Here is a 22,074-nt window from a genome sequence, read left to right as displayed (position 1 = left end):
CGACCGGTGGTCCCGGAAACGACGAAGGGCCGCACCCCCACAGGGGTGCGGCCCTTCGCTCGCAGCACTTAGGCGGCGACGACCTCGACGCCCACGTTCGCGGCGACCTCGGCGTGCAGACGCACGGAGACCTGGTACGAACCGAGGGTCTTGATCGGGGCAGCCAGCTCGACGCGGCGCTTGTCGACCTTCGGACCACCGGAAGCCTCGATCGCCGTGGCGATGTCGGCCGGGGTCACGGAGCCGAAGAGACGGCCGGCGTCACCCGAGCGGGTGGCCAGACGGACCTTCGTGCCCTCGAGCTTGGCCTTGACCTCGTTGGCCTGCTCGATGGTCGCGATCTCGTGGATCTTGCGGGCGCGGCGGATCTGCGCCACGTCCTTCTCGCCACCCTTGGTCCAGCGGATCGCGAAACCACGCGGGACCAGGTAGTTGCGAGCGTAACCGTCCTTGACGTCGACGACATCGCCGGCGGCGCCGAGGCCAGAGACCTCGTGGGTCAGGATGATCTTCATTGTTCGGTCACCCTTTCCTTATCGCGCGGTGGACGTGTAGGGCAGCAGCGCCATCTCACGGCTGTTCTTGACGGCCGTGGCGACGTCACGCTGGTGCTGCGTGCAGTTGCCGGTAACGCGGCGGGCACGGATCTTGCCGCGGTCGGAAATGAACTTCCGCAGCATGTTCGTGTCCTTGTAGTCCACGTACGCGGTCTTGTCCTTGCAGAACGCGCAGACCTTCTTCTTAGGCTTGCGCACAGGCGGCTTCGCCATTGTGTCTCTCCTGTGTGATCAAGAAGTGGGGATGCGAGCTTCCCTAGAAGGGAGGCTCGTCCGAGTAGCCACCGTTGGAGCCGCCGGAGCTTCCGCCCCAGCCGCCCCCGCCGCCCTGCTGCTGCTGGCCGCCGGCCGGTGCGCTGGACGCCCACGGGTCGTCGGAGGGAGCTCCGCCGCCCTGCGGGGCGCCGCCGCTGGGGGCTCCGCCCCAGCCACCGCCGCCGCCCTGCGGCTGACCGCCGCCGCCGTATCCGCCCTGGCCACCGCGACCGGTGGTCTTGGCGACCTTGGCCGTGGCGTTCTTCAGGCTGGGGCCGACTTCCTCGACGTCCAGCTCGTAGACCGTGCGCTTGACACCCTCACGGTCCTCGTACGACCGCTGCTTCAGCCGGCCCTGCACGATGACGCGCATGCCTCGCTGAAGGGACTCGGCGACGTTCTCGGCCGCCTGCCGCCACACCGAGCAGGTCAGGAACAGGCTCTCGCCGTCCTTCCACTCATTGGTCTGACGGTCGAAGGTGCGGGGGGTGGACGCGACACGGAACTTCGCGACCGCCGCACCCGAGGGGGTGAAGCGCAGCTCGGGGTCGTCGACGAGATTGCCGACGACCGTGATGACGGTCTCGCCTGCCATGGATGAACCTCTCGGCGGGGATTGCTGCTGGGCTGCTGTGCTACTCGGTCCCGATTACCGCTGAACCGAAGTTCAGTGGGTCTCGGGGCGGAGGACCTTGGTCCGGAGAACCGACTCGTTCAGGTTCATCTGTCGGTCAAGCTCCTTGACGACCGCAGGCTCGGCCTGAAGGTCGATGACCGAGTAGATGCCCTCGGGCTTCTTCTTGATCTCGTAAGCGAGACGACGACGGCCCCAGGTGTCGACCTTCTCGACCTTTCCGTTGCCCTCACGGACGACGGAGAGGAAGTTCTCGATCAGCGGGGAGACAGCGCGCTCCTCGAGATCGGGGTCGAGGATGACCATCACTTCGTAGTGACGCATGTGGAACCCACCTCCTTTGGACTCAGCGGCCACGGTCGTTCCGTGGCAGGAGGGTCGTGATGCGTGCGCACGGCGTCTGTGACCAGACACCGCGCAGCTGTACAGACTACCTGCTCGACTCCTTCCGGTTGAAATCCGGCGGGAGGAGGCCACACTCTGTATTCATCGGGTGTGCTCGGTGCTATGCCCCCGGCCCCTGCCGGAGGCGCCCGTGCACCGCTCTGCTTCAGCCAGGAGGTGCCTTCCGATGGCACAGGCCATGCAACCCAAGTCCTCCATCTCGCTCCTCGCGACCGACGGCAAGCCCCATCCGCTGCAGGACACCCTCGTGGTGGCCACGGTGGTGCTCGGCATCGTGGCGTTCGTCACGGGATTCTTCGACAATCTGCACCTGCTGAGCTCGTGGACCGGGCTCGTCGGCATCCTGACCGGCGCGTACGGACAGTTCATCTCGGAGACGACACGCGAGCGCTTCGCACTGATCATCGGGCTTGGCGCCGCGGGCGTGGGCTTCTACCTCGGCATGGCACACGGCGGTCTCTTCGGCGGCTGGGCGGGCTGACCGGGGCTCTTCGGCGACAGGGCGCCGGTCACTCACCGGCCCGGGCACGGCCCGTCCCCCAGATGGGTGGCGCCCTTGTCGCAGTAGGCTTCGCGCCATAGCCAGCGAAGCCGCCGGAGGAGACGCCCCGCATGAGCCTGTCCCTGAGGACCATCAGCCGAGAGCAGCATCTGGGATACCTCCAGAGCCTGCCCTCGGCTAGCCACTGCCAGGTCCCGGCGTGGGCCGACGTGAAGAACGAGTGGCGCTCCGAGAACCTCGGCTGGTTCGACCAGAACGACGAACTAGTCGGCGCCGCCCTCGTGTTGTACCGGCAGTTGCCCAAGGTGAAGCGGTACCTCGCGTACCTCCCCGAGGGTCCGGTCATCAACTGGTACGCCCCCAATCTGGAGGAGTGGCTCCAGCCGATGCTGGCCCACCTCAAGCAGCAGGGCGCCTTCACCGTGAAGATGGGCCCGCCCGTCGTCATCCGCCGCTGGAACTCGGCCGCCATCAAGGCCGGCATCCAGGACCCGGACGTGAAGCGCCTGCGCGACGTGGAGGCCTCGGTCATCGAGCCCCGCGCCTTCGAGGTGTCGGACAAGCTGCGCCGCATGGGCTGGCAGCAGGCCGAGGACGGCGGCGCCGGCTTCGGTGACGTCCAGCCCCGCTACGTCTTCCAGGTGCCGCTGGCCAACCGCTCGCTGGACGACGTCCTCAAGGGCTTCAACCAGCTGTGGCGCCGCAACATCAAGAAGGCCGAGAAGGCCGGTGTCGAGGTCGTCCAGGGCGGCTACGAAGACCTGCCGGTCTGGCAGGAGCTGTACGAGGTCACGGCCGAGCGCGACAAGTTCCGCCCGCGCCCGCTCAGCTACTTCCAGCGCCAGTGGACGGCCCTCAACTCCGAGGACCCGAACCGGATGCGGCTCTACATCGCGAAGCACGAGGGGGAGCCGCTGGCCGCCGCCACGATGCTCACCGTCGGCCAGCACGTCTGGTACTCGTACGGCGCCTCCGCGAACCACAAGCGCGAGGTGCGGCCCTCGAACGCGATGCAGTGGCGCATGCTGCGCGACTCGTACGCACTCGGTGCGAGCGTCTACGACTTGCGCGGCATCAGTGACACGCTGGACGAGAACGACCACCTGTTCGGCCTCATCCAGTTCAAGGTCGGTACGGGCGGCGAGGCCGTCGAGTACGTCGGCGAGTGGGACTTCCCGCTCAACAAGGTGCTGCACAAGGCGCTCGACATCTACATGTCGCGCCGCTGACCCGCTGCCGCATCCCCCACACACCGCACCGCTGCACAGGCAGCTTTTAGAGAGAGGCTCCGGACGGGCATGGCGCTCACGCTCTACGTCGACACCGCGCGCTGGCGTGCGCACCAGAAGCAGATCCAGGACCAGTTCCCCGGGATGATCCCGGTCTGCAAGGGCAACGGCTACGGCTTCGGCCACGAGCGGCTCTGCGAGGAGGCGACCCGGCTGGGCGCCGACGTACTGGCCGTCGGGACCACGTACGAGGCCGCCAGCATCAAGGACTTCTTCGGCGGCGACCTGCTCGTCCTCACCCCGTTCCGGCGGGGCGAGGAGCCGGTGCCGCTGCCGGACCGGGTGATCCGTTCGGTGTCCTCGCTGGACGGGGTCCGCGGCCTGGTCGGCGCCCGCGTGGTGATCGAGTGCATGAGCTCGATGCGCCGCCACGGGATCTCCGAGCAGGACCTGGGCCAGCTGCACGCGGCGATCGAGGACGTGCGGCTGGAGGGCTTCGCCCTGCACCTGCCGCTCGACCGCCCGGACGGCTCGGACGCCGTCGAGGAGGTCATCGGCTGGATGGACCGGCTGCGCGCGGCCCGGCTGCCGCTGCACACCATGTTCGTCAGCCACCTGCGGGCCGAGGAGCTGGCCCGGCTCCAGCAGCAGTTCCCGCAGACCCGCTTCCGGGCGCGGATCGGCACCCGGCTGTGGCTCGGCGATCACGAGGCGACCGAGTACCGCGGCGCCGTCCTGGACGTCACGCGCGTCGCCAAGGGCGACCGGTTCGGCTACCGCCAGCAGAAGGCCGCCTCCGACGGCTGGCTGGTCGTGGTCGCGGGCGGCACCTCGCACGGAGTGGGCCTGGAGGCCCCCAAGGCCCTGCACGGTGTGATGCCGCGCGCCAAGGGCGTGGCCCGGGCCGGTCTGGCGACCGTGAACCGGAACCTGTCTCCGTTCGTGTGGGCGGGCAAGCAGCGCTGGTTCGCGGAGCCCCCGCACATGCAGGTGTCGATCCTGTTCGTACCGTCGGACGCCCCCGAGCCGAAGGTCGGCGACGAGCTGGTGGCGCACCTGCGCCACACCACGACGCAGTTCGACCGGGTACTCGACGCCTGACCGGTCAGTCCCTGGGGGCCGTGCCCCACTCCACCCGCTGTCCCTCCGAGGGCGCCGCGTCCTGCGGCGCCCTCGCTGCGTCCGACAGCACGAAGACGTCCTCGGCCCCGTCCAGGACGCCGCCGGACGGGTCGTCCGATCCGTCGCGGCGTACGACGTCCCGCTCGGGCAGCAGGATGTCGCGGACGACGACCGCGCAGAGGTAGAGGGTCGCCAGCAGATGGGCGGCGATCGCCAGCTGGTAGCCCTCCACGGGCAGGCCCTGGTGCTTGTCCCCGCTGGTCGTGTAGGCCAGGTAGAACCAGATCCCGAGGAAGTACACGACCTCGCCGGCCTGCCAGATCAGGAAGTCCCGCCAGCGCGGCCGGGCCAGCGCCGCGAGCGGGATGAGCCACAGCACGTACTGCGGCGAGTAGACCTTGTTGGCCAGGATGAAGGCGGCCACGACCAGGAAGGCCAGCTGCGCGAAGCGGGGCCGGCGCGGGGCGGTCAGCGTCAGCAGGCCGATGCCCGCGCACAGCAGCAGCGTCAGGCCGGTGGCGTACGTGTTGGCGTCTTGCAGGGGGTTCCCGGAGCGCTGGGAGATGAGCAGCCACACGGAGCCGAAGTCGATCGGGCGCTCCTGGCTGAACGTGTAGAACTTCTTCCAGCCGTCCCAGGCGTAGATCATGACGGGCAGGTTCACCACGAGCCAGGAGACGGCCGCTCCGAGGACGGCCGAGCCGAACGCCCGCCACTTCCCGGCCCGCCAGCACAGCACGAACAGCACTCCGAGCAGCAGGACGGGGTAGAGCTTGGCGGCGGTGGCCAGGCCGATGAACACGCCGAAGAGCAGGGTGCGGCCGCGGGACCACATGAGCATCCCCGCGGCGGTCAGGGCGATCGCCAGCAGGTCCCAGTTGATCGTCGCGGTGAGCGCGAAGGCGGGCGCGAGGGCGAAGAGCAGCGCGTCCCAGGGCCGGCGGCGGTGGGTGCGCACGACGCACACGGCGATGACCGCGGTGCAGGCCATCAGCATTCCCGCGTTGACCATCCAGTACATCTGCTCGCGGTGCTGCATGGAGCCGCTGCCGGGGGTCAGCCAGGAGGCGACCTCCATGAAGAGCCCGGTGAGGACCGGGTACTCCAGGTACTCCATGTCGCCGGGAAGGCGGTCGAAGTAGGGCGTGAGCCCGTCGGCGAAGCCGCGTACGGAGAACAGGTGCGGGATGTCGGAGTAGCAGGCGTGCGTGTACTGGGAGCCGGCTCCGCGGAACCACGCCCAGTCGTAGCAGGGCAGCTTCTGCACCATGCCGAGCGCGAACATCCCGAGGGCCACGAGGACCACGACGCGGACCGGGGTCAGCCAGTGGCCGCCCAGCCGGGCGTAGCGGCCCATCGGGCCGCCGAGGAACTCACTGCCGGCCGCGGCGACCTCGTCCTGCTGGGTGGGCAGTACGGGCCGGTCCTCGTGCACCTTCGTCATGCGCTCATCCTGCCGTACGGGGCCGGACATGCGGGAGGGCCGCCGCACCGTGTGCGACGGCCCTCACCGGGGCGCGGGGAGGCGGGTCAGCCGGAGGCGCCCATCGAGGTCCCCCAGCTGGTGCCGCCGGGACGTCCCGGTCGGCCCGACGGACTTCCCGACGGTGATCCGCTGGGTCCGCCGGTCCCTCCGCCGGGGCCGCCGTTGGTGTTGCCGTTGTTCGTACCGCCGTTGGTGTCCGGGATGCAGTACAGCTCCCACGGCTTGCAGGTCGGCTTGCCGCCCTTCGACGGGGACGGGGAGACCGGCGGGGAGGAGCTCGCCGAGGGCGAGGGCATCGACGGGGAGGGCGAGGGGGAGAAGGACGGGGACGGCGAAGGGGCACCGGAGGCGTCCGCGGTGACGCCGATCTTCTCGGCCTCCGGGAACTCCTTGACCGGGGCGCCCTTGAGGGCTTCCTTCATGTACTCGGTCCAGATCGCGGCCGGGATGTCACCACCGTGGATGGAGTCGACGCCGCCCACGCCGTTCATGGAGATGAGCTTCTTGTCCTTCGAGTTCGGGTCGGTGCGGAACAGGGCGACCGAGGTGGACAGCTCGGGGGTGTAGCCGACGAACCAGGCCGACTTGTTCTGGTCGGTGGTTCCGGTCTTGCCGGCGGCGGGCCGGGTGAAGCCGAGCTTCCTGACCTTGGTGCCGGTGCCGTTGTCGACGACGTTCTCCAGCACCTTGGTGACGTTGTCGGCGATGGCGTCGTCCATCGCCCGCTGCTCCTTGGGGGCCCCGAAGCCGGGCAGCTCCTTGCCGTCCTTCTCGACGCTGGTCACGGAGAACGGATCGTGGTGGGTGCCGGAGGCGGCGAAGGTGGCGTACGAGTCGGCCATGCGGATGGCGCTCGGCGTCGAGGTGCCGAGGGCGAACGAGGCGTCGTTGTTCGGGTTCATCGAGTCCTTGAGGATGCCCGTGGCCTCGGCCACCTCTCGGACCTTGTTGTGGCCGACGTCGAAGACGAGCTGCGCGAACGGCACGTTGATGGACTTCTCCATCGCCTCGTTGAGGGTCACGTAGCCGTAGGGGTAGGTGCTCTCGTTCTTCTGCTTGAACGGCTTGCCCGAGGCGTCCCGCAGCGGCTTGCCGTCACGGTTGTTGATCACGGTCAGGTCGTTCGCGTTGTACTTGCTGTCGGCCGAGATGCCCTGGCTGTGCGAGTTCTGGGTGCCGTACTGCATCGCGGCCGCCAGGACGTACGGCTTCCAGGTCGAGCCGACCGGGACGCCGAGGGTGTCGGCGTTGTTGCTGAAGTACTTCTTGTCCATGCCCGGGCCGCCGTACAGGGCCACGATCGCCCCGCTCTTGACGTCCACCGAGGCCGCCCCGAACTGGACGAAGGTGTCGTACTCGGGCCGGGCCTTCTCGTCCAGGAAGTTGTTGCGGGTGTCCTCGACGGCCTTGACCAGGGCGTCCACCTTGGGCTTCTGGAAGGTGGTCTTGATCTGGTAGCCGCCGCGGGCCATCTCCTCGGCCGTGAGGCCGGTGACCTTCATCACGTACTTCTTGGCCGTGTCGACCAGGTAGCCGGTCTGACCGGACAGGCTGCGGGCCTGCTCGGAGTCGACGATCTTCGGGAACTCCGTGAACTGGTCCCGCTCGGCCTTCTGCATCCGGCCGACCGCGACCTCGCGGTCCAGGACCCAGGCCCAGCGCTCCTTGGCCCGCTCGGTGTTCTTCTCGGGGGTGGCCGCCGTACCGACGCCGCCGTCCGGGTTGTAGAGGTTGGGCCCCTTGAGCACGGAGGCCAGGAAGGCGCTCTCGGACGGTGTGAGGTCCTTGCAGTCCTTGCCGAAGTAGGCCCGCGAGGCCGCCTGGATGCCGTAGGCGTCACGGCCGTAGTAGGCGGTGTTGAGGTAGCCGGCGAGGATCGTGTCCTTCTCCTCGGACACACCCAGCTTTATCGAGATGAAGAGCTCGGTGACCTTGCGCTTCAGCGTCTGGTCGGAGTCCAGGTACGTGTTCTTCACGTACTGCTGGGTGATGGTCGAGCCACCCTGGGTGGAGCCGCCCTTGGCCATGTTCCACACGGCGCGGGCGATGCCCATCGGGTCGACGCCCTTGTCCGTCTCGAAGGACTCGTTCTCCGCGGAGATCACCGCGTTCTGCATCGACTTGGGGATCTTGTCGATGGGCACGATCTGGCGGTTCATCGAGCCGCCGGTGGCCACCATCTGGGTGCCGTCCGCCCAGAAGAAGACGTTGTTCTGGGCCTGGGCCGCCTTGTTCGGGTCGGGGGTGTTCACCGACGCGATGCCGATGCCGGCGCCCGCCGTGACGACGGCGAAGAAGCCGAGGGCCGTGCCGCAGACCAGCTTCCACGACGGTACGAACCGCTGCCAGCCGTCCTTGTCGGAGCGCGGGTAGTTGATCAGCCGCTTGTCCGGGCGGCCCGGGCCGCGACCCGCGACGGCGGCGTCGCGTCCGCGCCCTCCGGATCCACGGGGGGCGGCGCGGCGCGAGCCGGCCCGGCCGCCGTGGCCGGGCGGCTCTGCGTACGGCCCGCTGGGCGACGCGGTGGGGACGTCGCGTGCGGGTCCGGCACCCCGGCCGGGGTGCTGCTGGGCGGCCCGACGGGCCGCGGCACGTCCGCTGCCTTCGGGTTGCGGCGGTTTGCGGCGGTGCTCGCTCATCGAACGACTACTCCTCGGGCAGGCGAGTGGCCTGGAAGCGGCAGGTGAATTCCGGTCCCCCCGTTGTCATGGCCCACAGACTACGCACGCTCAAAACCCGAACAGTGCCGAAGTTCACCCCAAATCAGGCAACTCGCTTGGTGCGAATTAGTGATGTGATGCCGGTCACCACGTCACCCCTTGTCGTTGAAGACGGCCCGTTCTATCGTCTGGATGTATCGAGCCGATACATCAGCTCGGTATAAAACTCAGGGGCGAGGGAGAGGCAGGCGGATGAGCAGGCGCTCAGGCATCCTCGAGTTCGCCGTCCTCGGCCTGCTTCGCGAATCCCCCATGCACGGGTACGAGCTCCGCAAGCGGCTCAACACCTCGCTGGGGGTGTTCCGGGCGTTCAGTTACGGAACGCTGTATCCCTGCCTCAAGACGCTGGTCGCCAACGGCTGGTTGATCGAAGAACCGGGCAACGCCCCGGAAGACGCTCTCGCCACTTCACTCGCAGGGCGCCGCGCCAAGATCGTCTACCGGTTGACGGCAGCGGGCAAGGAGCACTTCGAGGAGCTCCTGTCCCACACGGGCCCCGACGCCTGGGAGGACGAGTCCTTCGCCGCGCGCTTCGCCTTCTTCGGTCAGACCGAGCGGGAAGTGCGCATGCGGGTCCTGGAGGGCCGCCGCAGCCGGCTGGAGGAGCGCCTGGAGAAGATGCGCGCCTCACTCGCCCGTACGCGGGAGCGCCTCGACGACTACACGCTTGAGCTGCAGCGGCACGGTATGGAGTCCGTGGAGCGCGAAGTGCGCTGGCTGAACGAGCTCATCGAGAGTGAGCGGGCGGGACGGGATCGGAGACGACCCGGTCCGCCCGACGAAACTGCAAAGTGAGGCCTGCATCTCGCAGGCCTCGTCCAAGAACGAACAGGGAGCAACCGGAATGGGTTCGGTTCGCGTAGCCATCGTCGGCGTGGGCAACTGCGCCGCCTCGCTGGTGCAGGGCGTCGAGTACTACAAGGACGCCGACCCGGCGGCCAAGGTCCCCGGTCTGATGCACGTCCAGTTCGGCGACTACCACGTGGGTGACGTCGAGTTCGTCGCCGCGTTCGACGTCGACGCGAAGAAGGTCGGCCTCGACCTTTCGGACGCCATCGGCGCCAGCGAGAACAACACCATCAAGATCTGCGACGTCCCCAACGCGGGCGTGACCGTCCAGCGCGGCCACACCCTGGACGGCCTGGGCAAGTACTACCGCATGACGATCGAGGAGTCCGCCGAGGCTCCGGTCGACGTGGTCCAGGTCCTGAAGGACCGCGAGGTCGACGTTCTGGTCTGCTACCTGCCCGTCGGCTCCGAGGCTGCGGCGAAGTTCTACGCCCAGTGCGCCATCGACGCCAAGGTCGCCTTCGTCAACGCCCTCCCGGTCTTCATCGCCGGCACCAAGGAGTGGGCCGACAAGTTCACCGAGGCCGGTGTCCCGATTGTCGGCGACGACATCAAGTCGCAGGTCGGCGCCACCATCACGCACCGCGTGATGGCCAAGCTGTTCGAGGACCGCGGTGTCCGTCTTGAGCGCACCATGCAGCTCAACGTCGGCGGCAACATGGACTTCAAGAACATGCTGGAGCGCGACCGCCTGGAGTCGAAGAAGATCTCCAAGACGCAGGCCGTCACCTCGCAGATCCCCGACCGCGAGCTCGGCGAGAAGAACGTCCACATCGGCCCGTCCGACTACGTGGCGTGGCTCGACGACCGCAAGTGGGCCTACGTCCGCCTCGAAGGCCGCGCCTTCGGCGACGTCCCGCTGAACCTCGAGTACAAGCTCGAGGTGTGGGACTCCCCGAACTCCGCCGGTGTCATCATCGACGCCCTGCGCGCCGCGAAGATCGCCAAGGACCGCGGCATCGGTGGCCCGATCCTGTCGGCTTCGAGCTACTTCATGAAGTCCCCGCCGGTGCAGTACTTCGACGACGAGGCGCTGGCCAACGTCGAGAAGTTCATCAAGGGCGAGGTCGAGCGCTAAGTCGGACCCACGGGTCTTCGGACACCTGGTCTTCGACTGTTCTTCCGCGGAGGGTCCCCGGGCAATGTGCCCGGGGACCCTCCGCGTATGTGACCCTTGCCCTCATGCCTGTCGTACGTGATCTGCGCGTACTCCTGCGCCTGAGGGATTTCCGCAACCTGCTCGCCGTACGGCTGCTCTCCCAGGCCGCCGACGGCGTGTACCAGGTGGCGCTCGCCACGTACGTGGTGTTCTCCCCCGAGAAGCAGACCTCGCCCGCGGCCATCGCCTCGGCCATGGCGGTCCTGCTGCTGCCGTACTCGTTGATCGGCCCCTTCGCCGGGGTGCTGCTCGACCGCTGGCGCCGCCGCCAGGTCTTCCTCTACGGCAACCTGCTGCGGGCGGTCCTGGCCTGCGTCACGGGCCTGCTGATCGTCGCGCACGTCCCCGACTGGCTCTTCTACGCCTCGGCCCTGTCGGTCACCGCCGTCAACCGCTTCGTGCTGGCCGGGCTCGCCGCCTCCCTGCCCCGCGTCGTCGCCCCCGCCCAGCTGGTCACCGCCAATTCGCTCTCCCCCACGGCCGGGACGCTCGCGGCGGTCGCCGGCGGGGGACTCGCCTTCCTCGTCCGGGTGCTGGCCTCCGACTCCAACGCCCTGACCGTGCTGCTCGGCGCCGGGCTCTACCTCTGTGCGGCCCTGGTCTCACTGCGCCTGGCCGTGGGCCTGCTCGGCCCGGACCATCCCGCGGGACGGGTCCACCCCTCGGTGGCCCAGGGGGTGGCCCTGACCGTCCGGGGCATGGTCGCGGGGCTGCGGCACCTGGCCTCCCGGCGCGAGGCGGCCCAGACGCTCACCGCCATGACCCTGATGCGCTTCTGCTACGGGGCCCTGTTCGTGATGCTGCTCATGCTCTGCCGGTACTCCTGGTCGGACAGCGAGTCCGCCGGCCTCGCCCTGCTGGGCATCGCGGTCGGCGTCTCCGGGGCCGGGTTCTTCGCGGCCGCCGTCGTCACCCCCTGGATGGTGGGCCGGCTGGGGACCCGCGGCTGGATCACGGCCTGCTCCGGCGGGGCAGCCGTCCTGGTGCCCCCGCTCGGGCTGTTCTTCACGCCCGGACCGATGCTGGTCGCGGCCTTCGTGCTGGGCCTCGCCACCCAGGGCGCGAAGATCTCCACCGACACGGCCATCCAGTCCCATGTGGACGACGACTTCCGCGGCCGGGTGTTCTCCGTCTACGACGTGCTCTTCAACATCGCGTTCGTGGGCGCGGCCGCCGTGGCCGCGCTGATGCTCCCCCCGGACGGGCGGTCCGTCACGCTGATCGTGAGCGTGGCCGTCCTCTACGCGGTGACGGCGCTCTACCTGAGGCGTCGGGAAGCGCAATCGTGACGCGGCCGACGCGTCGGCCGGGTCGATGTTTCACGTGAAACATCGACCCGGTCGACCGCGGATCAGGCCTGAGCCGCCCACCACTCCTTGAGGGCGGCGACCGCGGCGTCGCGCTCCATCGGACCGTTCTCCAGCCGCAGCTCCAGCAGGAACGCGTAGGCCTTGCCGATCACCGGCCCGGGACCGACGCCCAGGACCTGCATGATCTCGTTGCCGTCCAGGTCGGGCCTGATGGCGTCGAGCTCCTCCTGCTCCTGGAGCTGGGCGATGCGCTCCTCCAGACCGTCGTAGGTACGGGAGAGGGCATTGGCCTTGCGCTTGTTGCGCGTGGTGCAGTCGGACCGGGTGAGCTTGTGCAGGCGGTCCAGGAGCGGGCCGGCGTCACGGACGTAGCGCCGCACCGCGGAGTCGGTCCACTCGCCGTCCCCGTAGCCGTGGAAGCGCAGGTGCAGCTCCACCAGCCGGGACACGTCCTTGACCATGTCGTTGGAGTACTTCAGCGCGGTCATGCGCTTCTTGGTCATCTTCGCGCCCACCACCTCGTGGTGGTGGAAGGAGACCCGGCCGTCGCTCTCGAACCGGCGGGTGCGCGGCTTGCCGATGTCGTGGAGCAGGGCCGCCAGCCGCAGCACCAGGTCCGGGCCGTCGTGCTCAAGCGCGATGGCCTGCTCCAGCACGATCAGCGAGTGGTCGTAGACGTCCTTGTGCCGGTGGTGCTCGTCACTCTCCAGCCGCAGGGCGGGCAGCTCGGGCAGCACGTGGTCGGCCAGCCCGGTGTCGACGAGCAGGCCCAGGCCCTTGCGGGGGTGCGCGGACAGCAGCAGCTTGTTCAGCTCGCCCTGCACCCGCTCCGCCGAGACGATCTCGATCCGGTCGGACATCGCCTTCATCGCCGCCACGACCTCGGGGGCGACCTCGAAGTCGAGCTGCGCGGCGAAGCGCGCCGCTCGCAGCATCCGCAGCGGGTCGTCGGAGAAGGAGTCCTCCGGAGTGCCGGGGGTGCGCAGAACGCCCGCCTGGAGGTCTTCCAGGCCCCCGTGGGGGTCCACGAACTCCTTCTCGGGGAGTGCGACGGCCATCGCGTTCACGGTGAAGTCCCGGCGGACCAGGTCCTCCTCGATCGAGTCCCCGTAGGAGACCTCCGGCTTGCGCGAGGTGCGGTCGTACGACTCCGAGCGGTACGTGGTCACCTCGATCTGGAAGCCCTCTTTCTGGGCTCCGACCGTGCCGAAGGCGATGCCGACGTCCCAGACCGAGTCGGCCCACGGCCGGACGATCTTCAGGACGGCCTCGGGCCGGGCGTCGGTGGTGAAGTCGAGGTCGTTGCCGAGACGCCCGAGCAGCGCATCGCGTACGGACCCGCCGACCAGGGCAAGGCGGAAGCCGGCCTCCTGGAACCGGCGGCCGAGCTCGTCGGCGACAGGGGCGACCCGCAGCAGTTCACTGACCGCGCGGCGCTGCACCTGACTCAGGGCACTGGGGTTGTCTTCGTTGGCGTTCGGCACAACAGAAAAGGGTACGTGCCCCGCCCGGCGAGGGCTTCCCTGTTTGTGGGCGCCCCCGCGTACGGCGCCGCCGGGGCGCCCCCGATCATGTGGAGCAAGGCGCGGCACTCGCGCACAGCGCACCTCGTTACCATTCGTGGACGCACGAACGACGACCACTGACACTTCGAGGGACGGGCTAGCGCGTGGCCGAGGCGGCAGACATCCAGGGGGGACCCCCCGCACCTGCCCGGCGCCGCTGGCTGCGCCGCGCAGTCGTTCTGCTGGCGGGGACCCCCGTGCTCGCCGCTCTGGTCTACTCTCCCGCCCCGCAGGCCGCCCAGGCCGCCGAGGCGGGCACCGTCGACGTACAGCTGGACGGTATGGCTCCCGCGGCCCCGGTCAAGGGCGACACGCTCACCATCTCCGGCAGCGTGGTCAACAACGGCCGGGAGACGATCACGGGCGCGCACGTGGGGCTGCGGGTCGGGCCCGCCCTGGGCGACCGGGCCTCCATCGACGAGGCGGCGGAACGCGCCGGGTTCCGGGCCGGCACGGATCCCGGAGAGATCGACCCGGCCTACGCCGTGAAGATCCCCTCGCTGCCGTCCAAGGTCAAGCAGGACTTCACCCTCACCATCCCGGTGAACAAGCTGGAGCTGGACAAGGACGGCGTCTACCAGCTCGGCGTCTCGCTGTCCGGGGAGACCGAGAGCCGCCAGTACGAGCAGGTGCTCGGCATCAAGCGGACCTTCCTCCCCTGGCAGCCCGAGGCCGCAGCCAAGCGCTCGCAGCTCACGTACCTGTGGCCGCTGATCTCCACCACGCACGTGACGGCGGAGACCGGCTCGGACGAGCTGCAGACCCCCGTCTTCCTCGACGACTCCCTCGCCGATGAGCTCAAGTCCGGCGGGCGCCTCCAGCAGATGGTCACCCTCGGCAAGGACCTGCCCGTCACCTGGGTCATCGACCCCGACCTGCTGTACACGGTCGACGCCATGACCAAGGGCTACCGGTACCGCACGCCGGACGGCCGGATCGTCCAGGGCAAGAACAAGGCCGTCGCCGAGCAGTGGCTGAGCGCCCTGGAAACCGCGGTCCAGGGCAAGAAGATCGTCGCGCTGCCGTTCGCCGACCCCGACATCGCCTCCCTCGCCCACCAGGGCAAGGACGTCTCGGGCACCCTCGGCCAGCTGCGGCCGGCCACCGACAAGGCGAAGCAGGCCGTGGAGACCGTCCTGCACGTCACTCCGTCCACCGACTTCTCCTGGCCCGTGGACGGGGCCATCGACCCGTCGATCGTCAACGTGGCCACCTCGGCGGGCGCCCACAACGTCCTGACGCGCAGCGACAGCCTCCAGGAGACCGGAGCCCTCGGCTACACGCCCTCCGCCGCCCGACCCATCGGCGCGGGCGCCACGGCCGTCGTCGCCGACGCCGACCTGTCCACCGCCTTCCAGGGCGACATGCTGAACGCCGGGAACGCCACGCTGGCCGTGCAGCGCTTCCTCGCCCAGAGCCTCGCCCTGAACCTGCAGAAGACCGACAACCAGCGCAGCTTCGTCGTCACCCCGCAGCGGATGCCGACCACCAGCCAGGCGCAGTCGATGGCGGCCGCCGTACGGGGCCTGCAGGCGGGCCGCTGGACCCAGCCGGCGGACCTCGACACCGCGGCCGCGGCAAAGCCCGACCCGGGCGTCAACACCCAGGTCCCGGGCGCCGGCCAGTACCCCGAGGCACTGCGCAAGACGGAGCTCCCGGTCTCCGCCTTCGAGAAGATCCGCACCACCCAGAACACCCTGGACCACTTCAAGGTGATCCTCAGCGCGCCCGACCGCGTGGAGATCCCCTTCGGCAACACCACCAACCGCGAGATGTCCACCTCCTGGCGCGGCCGCCCCGATGAGGCGCGGCTCTACCGGGAGCAGGTGCAGGAGTACCTGCTCGGTCTCACCGAGAAGGTCAAGGTCGTCCCCAAGTCCGACGCCACCCTGTCCGGGCACAGCGCGACCATCCCGGTCAGCGTCCAGAACAGCCTCGTCCAGGACGTGCACAACCTCGTCCTGCGCGTGAAGTCCGCCAACCCGACCCGCCTGATGTTCGGGGACAGCGGCCAGGCCGAACAGGAAGTGACCGTCACGGGCGGACACAGCCAGACGGTCAAGTTCACCGCCAACGCCACCGCGAGCGGCCCCGTCGAGGTCACCGCGCAGCTCTTCACCACGGACGGCGTGCCCTACGGAAAGGCACGCAAGTTCACCGTGGAAGCCACCGAGATCACTCCGACCGTCATGCTCGTCATCGCGGGTGGCGTTCTCCTCCTCGTCCTGGCGGGCATCAAGATGTACGCCAGCCGCAAGCGCGTCGCGGCCCGTGCGGCCGCCGACGAGAGCACGCAGCCGAGTGACGAGACCCCGGACACCGGACCGCAAAGCACCGGGCCGTCCGGCACGGGTGAGACAGTGGACCGTTGAGCGATGCCGTGGCCGGTCGGCCTGGGGACGATGAGGTGGGGTTTCGATGAACGCGCCGTACGACGGTGACCGCGCGCAGGGCACTGGTGGGCCCGCGCCCTACCAGGGCGCTGCCCCGGGCACCCCGGTGGCCGGGCAGGTCCCCGCGCCTGCGCCCGCGCCGGACCGTGACCCGTACGTCCAGGACGCCTACGACCACGACCCGTACCGGTCCCAGGACCTGTCGGCCCAGGACCCCGTGGCCGAGGTCCTCTACGACCGTGCCTCGCACCCTCCGCCGCCGCCCGGCACCTACCAGGAGCCCGGACCGCTCTACGCCGCTCCGCAGGCCCCCGTGCACGCCCCCGACCCGCAGGTCTGGGCCCAGACCCCGCCGCCCGAGCCGGACGGTCCCTCCCGGCACCTGCCCTACGGCGACCACGCGACGACCACCCAGTTCGTCGGCGTGGACTCCCTGGTCACCCAGGCGGCGGACGAGAAGCCCGAGCCGGACGCCTTCGCGCACCTCTACCGGGACCAGCAGGGCACGCCCGGCACCCCCGCCGAGGACGTCCCCGTCGCCGCCCCGGCGCCGAGCAAGCCCGCCGGCCGCGCCTCCAGCCTCCTCAAGTCCAGCGCCCTCATGGCCGCCGGCACGATCGTCTCCCGCATCACCGGCTTCCTGCGGACCCTCGTCATCGCCGGTGCCATCGGCGTCGGCACGTTCAACGACACGTACCAGATCGCCAACACCCTGCCGACGATGATCTACGTGCTGGTCGGCGGCGGCGCGCTCAACGCCGTCTTCATCCCGCAGCTGGTACGGGCCATGAAGCAGGACGACGACGGGGGCGAGGCCTACGCCAACCGCCTCCTGACGCTCGTCGTCGTGCTGCTGGCCGCCATCACCACGATCTGCGTCCTCGCGGCGCCGGTGTTCATCACGATGATGTCGCCGAAGCTCGCGTCCGACCCCCAGCAGATGGACGTCGCGGTCGCCTTCGCCCGCTACTGCCTGCCGACCATGTTCTTCATGGGCGTGCACGTGGTCCTCGGTCAGATCCTCAACGCGCGCGGCCGGTTCGGCGCGATGATGTGGACCCCGGTCCTCAACAACATCGTCGTCATCGCCACGTTCGGCGCCTTCATCTGGGCCTTCGGCGGCTTCACCACCTCCGGGGTCGGCGCGACCACGGTCACCCCCGAGGGCGTCCGCCTGCTGGGCCTCGGCACCCTCCTGGGCCTCACCGTCCAGGCCCTCGCGATGCTGCCCTACCTGCGCGACGCCGGCTTCAGGCCGCGCCTGCGCTTCGACTGGCGGGGCCACGGCCTCGGCAAGGCCGCCCGCCTGGCCAAGTGGACGTTCTTCTTCGTCCTGGCCAACCAGATCGGCCTCGTCGTCGTGACGCAGCTCGCCACCTGGGCCGGATCCGTGGCGGAGAAGCAGGGCCACCCCGGCACCGGCATCACCGCCTACAACTACGCACTGCTGCTCTGGCAGATGCCGCAGGCCATCATCACCGTCTCCGTCATGACGGCCGTGCTGCCGCGCATTTCCCGCTCCGCCCACGACGGGGACGCAGCCGCCGTCCGCGACGACATCTCGTACGGGCTGCGCACCTCGGCCGTCGCGATCGTGCCCTGCGCCTTCGCGTTCCTCGCCCTCGGCGTCCCCATGGCCACGCTGCTGTACGCCGGTTCCGGATCCGGCGCCCAGAACATCGGCTACGTCCTGATGGCCTTCGGCCTCGGACTCATCCCGTACTCCGTCCAGTACGTCGTCCTGCGCGGGTTCTACGCCTACGAGGACACCCGGACGCCCTTCTACAACACGGTCATCGTCGCCGGCGTCAACGCGGCCGTCTCCACCGCCGCGTTCTTCGTGCTCCCCGCGCGCTGGGCCGTCGTCGGCATGGCCGCCGCCTACGGCCTCGGCTACACGGTCGGCGTGGGCGTCGCCTGGCGACGGCTGCGCACCCGGCTGGGCGGCGACCTCGACGGCGCCCACGTGATGCGCACCTACGCCCGCCTCACCGGCGCCTGCGTCCCCGCGGCCGCCGTGGGCGGCGCCGCCGCCTACGCGGTCACCCAGTGGCTCGGCAGCGGAGTCACCGGCTCCCTCGCCGCGTTGGCCGCCGGCGGTGTCGCACTGGCCGCCGTATTCCTCGTGGCGGCCAAGCGGATGCGCATCGAAGAGCTCAACGCCATGGTCGGAATGGTCCGCGGCCGCTTGGGTCGCTGATGCGCACAACCGTCGGACCCGTTCGCGTGTCGTGCATAGCGCCGGACTGTGGGCACAATTGGCATGGCTTCGCAGACTGGCCGACAGCGCGTAACGGATGGGGAGGCAGGAACGACGGTGGCGGAACGTAGCACGGCTGCCGTCGACGTGGCCGACAACGGCGGCGACGAGCCGCCGGCCGCAGATGCGGCGAAGGCCACGGCCGACGGGGTGGACACCCAGAACGGACGAGCCGCGGACGGACCCATGCCCGAAAAGGACGGCGAACGCAGGAAAGCGGCTCCTGCTGCCGCCCCCGAACTCCACAGCGGCCACAAGCTCGCCAGGCGCTACCGCCTCGAAGAGTGCGTCACCCGTCTGGACGGATTCAGCAGCTGGCGCGCCATGGACGAGAAGCTGCGCCGTGCCGTGGGCGTCCACCTGCTGCCCGCCGACCACCCGCGGGCCCGCGCCGTCCTGGCCGCGGCCCGCTCCTCCGCGCTGCTCGGCGACCCGAGGTTCGTCCACGTCCTCGACGCCGTCGAGGAGAACGACCTCGTCTACGTCGTCCACGAGTGGCTGCCCGACGCCACCGAGCTGACCGCGATCCTGGCCTCGGGCCCTCTGGAGCCCCACGAGGCCTACCAGCTCGTCACCCAGGTGTCCCAGGCGATGGCCGCCGCGCACCGCGAAGGCCTGGCCCACCTGCGGCTGACGCCCAGCGCCATACTGCGGACCTCCACGGGCCAGTACCGCATCCGCGGGCTCGCCGTGAACGCCGCCCTGCGCGGCATCACCAGCGACACCCCGCAGCGCTCGGACACCGAGGCCATCGGCGCCCTCCTGTACGCCGCTCTGACGCAGCGCTGGCCGTACGAGGAGGACGCGTACGGTCTGACCGGCCTGCCCAAGGGCGTCGGCCTGATCGCGCCCGACCAGGTCCGTGCCGGAGTGCACCGGGGGCTGGGGGAGCTCGCCATGCGAGCCCTCGCCAACGACGGGGCCACCGCCTCCCGGCAGGAGCCGCCCTGCACCACCCCGGAGGAACTGGCGAAGGCCGTCGCCGCGATGCCCCGCATCCGGCCGCCGGAGCCCGCTTTCACCGCTCCGCCGGAGTACCAGCACACCACCTATCAGCAGGGCAGCTACGGCCGTCCGCAGCCGCACCCCGGCGGACCGGGCAGCCACACCATGGCCATCCCGCCGCCGCCCCCGCTGCAGAGCCGCACCGGACGCGTCCTGAAGTGGGGCGTGGCCGCCCTGCTCATCGCCGCGCTCGGCCTGGGCAGCTGGCAGCTCGCCGACACGCTCCTGGAACGCGTCAAGGGCGACACCGGCAGCAACGGCTCCACCCAGCAGCCCAATCCCGACGAGTCCTCCAAGGGGCCCAAGCCGAGCAACCCGGGCAAGCCCCTGCAGATCGCCAACGCCACCACCTTCGGCAAGGACCCGATCAAGCCGGAGGACGCGGACAAGGCCGTCGACGGCAACGGCGACTCCGCCTGGATCACCAAGGTGTTCTACGGCTACCCCAACTTCGGCAACCTGGACAGCTACGACGACGGCAGCGGCATCATCGTCGACCTCGGCAGCGTCCAGGAGGTGGCGGGCCTCAGCGTCGACTTGTACGCGGCCGGGCAGAAGGTCGAGGTTCGGGCCGCCTCTCCGGAGGCCAATCAGCCCCGGTCCCTCTCGGGCTTCTCCCACGAGGTCGTCAAGCTGACCACCGCGGGGAAGAACCTGAAGACCACCCTGGAAACCCCGCTGAAGACCCGCTACCTGGTGATCCACATCACCTCGCTGCCCTCCGATTCGGACGGCGGCTACCGGGGCGGCATCAACGAGATCAAGGTGCTCGGCACGGCCGAGTAGGACCGGGCCGCCACGGATACGGGACCGCTGCGCCAACTGGGCAGCGGTCCCTCGTATTCGTCCCGCCCGACCCGTACGCTCCCTTCCGGAGGGGAGGTGTGATGCATTCAGCAACGGGAGACGACCGGAGCGACCAGGAGCTGCTGGCGCTGCACGCCGCCGGTGATCCCGATGCCTTCGGGGAACTCGTCCGGCGGCACCGTGATCGACTGTGGGCCGTGGCCCTGCGCACCCTCGGCGACCGCGAGGAAGCCGCCGACGCCGTGCAGGACGCCCTCGTCTCCGCCTATCGGGCCGCCCACACGTTCCGCGGCGAATCGGCCGTCACCACCTGGCTGCACCGCATCACCGTCAATGCCTGCCTCGACCGGGCCCGCAAAGCCGCCTCCCGCAAGACCTCGCCGCTGGACGACACGGAGCGCCTGGAGCGCCTCCTGGAGCCCCACGAGTCCGCCGAGGCACCGGCGGAGCGCCACGACCTCCATCGGCAGCTCCTGGCCGCTCTCAGCACCCTCCCGGCCGATCAGCGGGCCGTCCTGGTCCTCGTCGACATGCAGGGATACCCCGTCGCCGAGGCCGCCCGCATCCTCGACGTCCCCACCGGCACCGTGAAGAGCCGGTGCGCGCGCGGCCGGGCGAAACTCCTCCCGATGCTCACTCATCTGCGCTCGAATGCCGGGGATAACACCGCCGCCGAGCGGGGAAGGAACCGGACGCCGGGGACAGCCGTCCCACCAGCGGCAGACCCCAGTCAGCCAGCCCCAGACGCAGACACGGTGAAGGGCGGAGGTGGACGAACGTGACTCCCACAACCGGCACGATCCGGCACCCTGACGTCTCGGAGATCTCCGACCTGACCGAAGGGCTCCTCTCCCCGGTGAGGGCCGGGGAGGTACGCCGCCACCTGGGCGACTGCCCCCTGTGCGCCGACGTCCTCGCCTCCCTGGAGGAGATCCGGGGACTCCTCGGCACGCTGCCGGGGCCGCCCAGGATGCCCTCCGACATCGCCGGCCGCATCGACGCGGCCCTCGCCGCCGAAGCCCTCCTCGACTCCACCGCGCCGCGGGCGGAGGCGGCCCCCGCCTCCGATGTTTCACGTGAAACATCGCCTGCCTCACCTTCGGGTCCCGGTATCGGGCGACCCGCCGGTCACCCGGCCGGAGCAACCGGTCCCGGGCGCCGTCGCGCCCGCCGCCGGATCGCCGTCATCGCCGGCCTGTCCGGAGCCGCCGCCTGCGCCCTCGGCATCTTCCTCGCCGCCAACCTGCTCGGGACCGGCTCTCCGGACACCGCCGCCCGCAGCTCCGCGACGAGCACGGCAGCCGCGGCCCCCGCCGACGGCACGTACACCGCGCAGGGCCTCCAGGACAACGTGCGCCGGCTCCTGGCCTCCGGACCGGGGGCGAAGACCGCCGTCCCTCAGGAGGAGCAGCAGAACAACACGTACGGATTGGACAAGAGCACCACGCCCCCGCCGGACCTGGCTCCGGGCGAAGGCAACCGCACGACCGCCTCCTCGGTGCCGGCCTGTGTCCAGCAGGCCACCGGTCGCCCCGACACCCCGCTCGCGGCCGAACAGGGCAGCTACCAGGGCGCCGAGGCCTACCTCCTCGTCCTGCCGCACCCCGGCGACCCAGCCCGTGTGGATGCCTACCTGGTGGCTGCCGCGTGCACGAAGACCCCGTCCGCCGGATCTGACAAACCACTGCTGACCAGGACATATCCTCGAAGCTGACACCTTCGGGACCGCAAGGGAGCGGGTCGGGAATGCATGCGCCGTAGGATCCGTTGGGTGGGGTGAGACAACACACCGGCCCCTCCGGCAGCAGCGTGCAGT

At 69.9% G+C, this 22,074-nt stretch carries 18 protein-coding genes; 11 read left to right on the top strand and 7 right to left on the bottom strand.

What is annotated here, in order from left to right:
• Window positions 1-68: 68 nt before the first annotated feature.
• From rplI to rpsF, 4 genes are all read right to left on the bottom strand, one after another.
• Window positions 69-515, bottom strand: coding sequence for a 50S ribosomal protein L9 (gene rplI, locus ACFY1T_RS10110; RefSeq protein ID WP_030292603.1), 447 nt, complete (start codon window positions 513-515; stop codon window positions 69-71).
• 18 nt (window positions 516-533) lie between these two features.
• Window positions 534-770 (bottom strand): 30S ribosomal protein S18, encoded by a 237-nt coding sequence (rpsR, locus tag ACFY1T_RS10105; RefSeq protein WP_005315025.1) that lies wholly within the window; start codon window positions 768-770, stop codon window positions 534-536.
• A gap of 43 nt (window positions 771-813) precedes the next feature.
• A complete protein-coding gene (locus ACFY1T_RS10100) occupies window positions 814-1,407 on the bottom strand; it encodes a single-stranded DNA-binding protein (RefSeq protein WP_030857752.1) in 594 nt (197 codons plus the stop codon).
• A 72-nt stretch (window positions 1,408-1,479) separates the two neighbouring features.
• Window positions 1,480-1,770 (bottom strand): 30S ribosomal protein S6, encoded by a 291-nt coding sequence (gene rpsF / locus ACFY1T_RS10095; protein ID WP_004950685.1) that lies wholly within the window; start codon window positions 1,768-1,770, stop codon window positions 1,480-1,482.
• Between the two features lie 247 nt (window positions 1,771-2,017).
• Between rpsF and ACFY1T_RS10090 the strand changes: the two genes are divergently transcribed.
• The 3 genes from ACFY1T_RS10090 (at window position 2,018) to ACFY1T_RS10080 (ending at window position 4,683) form a co-directional block, all read left to right on the top strand.
• Window positions 2,018-2,332, top strand: coding sequence for a hypothetical protein (locus ACFY1T_RS10090; protein ID WP_030857750.1), 315 nt, complete (start codon window positions 2,018-2,020; stop codon window positions 2,330-2,332).
• Window positions 2,333-2,463: 131 nt separating this feature from the next.
• On the top strand, window positions 2,464-3,582 hold the full coding sequence (locus ACFY1T_RS10085; RefSeq protein ID WP_030857748.1) for a peptidoglycan bridge formation glycyltransferase FemA/FemB family protein: 1,119 nt from the start codon (window positions 2,464-2,466) through the stop codon (window positions 3,580-3,582).
• 69 nt (window positions 3,583-3,651) lie between these two features.
• Window positions 3,652-4,683: an alanine racemase gene (locus tag ACFY1T_RS10080; RefSeq protein WP_030857746.1), complete on the top strand. Its 1,032-nt coding sequence runs from the start codon at window positions 3,652-3,654 to the stop codon at window positions 4,681-4,683.
• A gap of 4 nt (window positions 4,684-4,687) precedes the next feature.
• Here ACFY1T_RS10080 and ACFY1T_RS10075 read toward each other — a convergent pair whose 3' ends face one another.
• Together ACFY1T_RS10075 and ACFY1T_RS10070 are read right to left on the bottom strand one after the other, a co-directional pair.
• Window positions 4,688-6,148 carry a glycosyltransferase family 87 protein gene (locus ACFY1T_RS10075; protein WP_390787754.1) on the bottom strand — a complete coding sequence of 487 codons (1,461 nt, stop codon included), beginning with the start codon at window positions 6,146-6,148 and terminating at the stop codon, window positions 4,688-4,690.
• Window positions 6,149-6,234: 86 nt separating this feature from the next.
• Complete coding sequence (locus tag ACFY1T_RS10070; RefSeq protein ID WP_390787753.1) at window positions 6,235-8,829, bottom strand: transglycosylase domain-containing protein; 2,595 nt, start codon at window positions 8,827-8,829, stop codon at window positions 6,235-6,237.
• 273 nt (window positions 8,830-9,102) lie between these two features.
• Between ACFY1T_RS10070 and ACFY1T_RS10065 the strand changes: the two genes are divergently transcribed.
• The 3 genes from ACFY1T_RS10065 (at window position 9,103) to ACFY1T_RS10055 (ending at window position 12,207) form a co-directional block, all read left to right on the top strand.
• A complete protein-coding gene (locus ACFY1T_RS10065) occupies window positions 9,103-9,705 on the top strand; it encodes a PadR family transcriptional regulator (RefSeq protein ID WP_030857740.1) in 603 nt (200 codons plus the stop codon).
• Between the two features lie 49 nt (window positions 9,706-9,754).
• Window positions 9,755-10,837, top strand: a complete 1,083-nt coding sequence (locus tag ACFY1T_RS10060; protein ID WP_030857738.1) for an inositol-3-phosphate synthase — start codon at window positions 9,755-9,757, stop codon at window positions 10,835-10,837.
• A 104-nt stretch (window positions 10,838-10,941) separates the two neighbouring features.
• On the top strand, window positions 10,942-12,207 hold the full coding sequence (locus ACFY1T_RS10055) for an MFS transporter (protein ID WP_390787752.1): 1,266 nt from the start codon (window positions 10,942-10,944) through the stop codon (window positions 12,205-12,207).
• Window positions 12,208-12,269: 62 nt separating this feature from the next.
• Here the strand turns inward: ACFY1T_RS10055 and ACFY1T_RS10050 are convergent, their stop codons facing one another.
• Window positions 12,270-13,712, bottom strand: coding sequence for a CCA tRNA nucleotidyltransferase (locus tag ACFY1T_RS10050; RefSeq protein ID WP_390787751.1), 1,443 nt, complete (start codon window positions 13,710-13,712; stop codon window positions 12,270-12,272).
• A gap of 185 nt (window positions 13,713-13,897) precedes the next feature.
• Here ACFY1T_RS10050 and ACFY1T_RS10045 point away from each other — a divergent pair, with 185 nt between their 5' ends.
• From ACFY1T_RS10045 to ACFY1T_RS10025, 5 genes are all read left to right on the top strand, one after another.
• Window positions 13,898-16,165 carry a DUF6049 family protein gene (locus tag ACFY1T_RS10045; RefSeq protein WP_390787750.1) on the top strand — a complete coding sequence of 756 codons (2,268 nt, stop codon included), beginning with the start codon at window positions 13,898-13,900 and terminating at the stop codon, window positions 16,163-16,165.
• Between the two features lie 46 nt (window positions 16,166-16,211).
• Window positions 16,212-18,386 (top strand): murein biosynthesis integral membrane protein MurJ, encoded by a 2,175-nt coding sequence (murJ, locus tag ACFY1T_RS10040; protein WP_030857732.1) that lies wholly within the window; start codon window positions 16,212-16,214, stop codon window positions 18,384-18,386.
• 117 nt (window positions 18,387-18,503) lie between these two features.
• Window positions 18,504-20,237 carry a protein kinase family protein gene (locus ACFY1T_RS10035; protein ID WP_390787749.1) on the top strand — a complete coding sequence of 578 codons (1,734 nt, stop codon included), beginning with the start codon at window positions 18,504-18,506 and terminating at the stop codon, window positions 20,235-20,237.
• 101 nt (window positions 20,238-20,338) lie between these two features.
• Complete coding sequence (gene sigM, locus ACFY1T_RS10030; protein WP_390787748.1) at window positions 20,339-21,040, top strand: RNA polymerase sigma factor SigM; 702 nt, start codon at window positions 20,339-20,341, stop codon at window positions 21,038-21,040.
• On the top strand, window positions 21,037-21,972 hold the full coding sequence (locus tag ACFY1T_RS10025) for an anti-sigma factor family protein (protein ID WP_390787747.1): 936 nt from the start codon (window positions 21,037-21,039) through the stop codon (window positions 21,970-21,972). Before sigM ends, ACFY1T_RS10025 begins: the two co-directional genes overlap by 4 nt.
• Window positions 21,973-22,074 lie beyond the last annotated feature (102 nt).

The sequence above is a fragment of the Streptomyces sp. NPDC001194 genome, assembly GCF_042896985.1.
In the GTDB taxonomy this organism is placed as follows: domain Bacteria; phylum Actinomycetota; class Actinomycetes; order Streptomycetales; family Streptomycetaceae; genus Streptomyces.
Note: the sequence above shows the minus strand (reverse complement) of the source record. Positions and strands in the feature narration are given on the sequence as shown.

Excerpts from the sequence above, each read along its gene's own strand:
- ACFY1T_RS10080 (WP_030857746.1), top strand. The coding sequence starts at position 3,652 with ATGGCGCTCACGCTCTACGTCGACACCGCGCGCTGGCGTGCGCACCAG.
- ACFY1T_RS10060 (WP_030857738.1), top strand. The coding sequence starts at position 9,755 with ATGGGTTCGGTTCGCGTAGCCATCGTCGGCGTGGGCAACTGCGCCGCC.
- rpsF (WP_004950685.1), bottom strand. The coding sequence starts at position 1,770 with ATGCGTCACTACGAAGTGATGGTCATCCTCGACCCCGATCTCGAGGAG.
- ACFY1T_RS10065 (WP_030857740.1), top strand. The coding sequence starts at position 9,103 with ATGAGCAGGCGCTCAGGCATCCTCGAGTTCGCCGTCCTCGGCCTGCTT.
- ACFY1T_RS10070 (WP_390787753.1), bottom strand. The coding sequence starts at position 8,829 with ATGAGCGAGCACCGCCGCAAACCGCCGCAACCCGAAGGCAGCGGACGT.
- rpsR (WP_005315025.1), bottom strand. The coding sequence starts at position 770 with ATGGCGAAGCCGCCTGTGCGCAAGCCTAAGAAGAAGGTCTGCGCGTTC.
- murJ (WP_030857732.1), top strand. The coding sequence starts at position 16,212 with ATGAACGCGCCGTACGACGGTGACCGCGCGCAGGGCACTGGTGGGCCC.
- rplI (WP_030292603.1), bottom strand. The coding sequence starts at position 515 with ATGAAGATCATCCTGACCCACGAGGTCTCTGGCCTCGGCGCCGCCGGC.
- ACFY1T_RS10075 (WP_390787754.1), bottom strand. The coding sequence starts at position 6,148 with ATGACGAAGGTGCACGAGGACCGGCCCGTACTGCCCACCCAGCAGGAC.
- sigM (WP_390787748.1), top strand. The coding sequence starts at position 20,339 with ATGCATTCAGCAACGGGAGACGACCGGAGCGACCAGGAGCTGCTGGCG.
- ACFY1T_RS10055 (WP_390787752.1), top strand. The coding sequence starts at position 10,942 with ATGCCTGTCGTACGTGATCTGCGCGTACTCCTGCGCCTGAGGGATTTC.
- ACFY1T_RS10090 (WP_030857750.1), top strand. The coding sequence starts at position 2,018 with ATGGCACAGGCCATGCAACCCAAGTCCTCCATCTCGCTCCTCGCGACC.
- ACFY1T_RS10100 (WP_030857752.1), bottom strand. The coding sequence starts at position 1,407 with ATGGCAGGCGAGACCGTCATCACGGTCGTCGGCAATCTCGTCGACGAC.
- ACFY1T_RS10085 (WP_030857748.1), top strand. The coding sequence starts at position 2,464 with ATGAGCCTGTCCCTGAGGACCATCAGCCGAGAGCAGCATCTGGGATAC.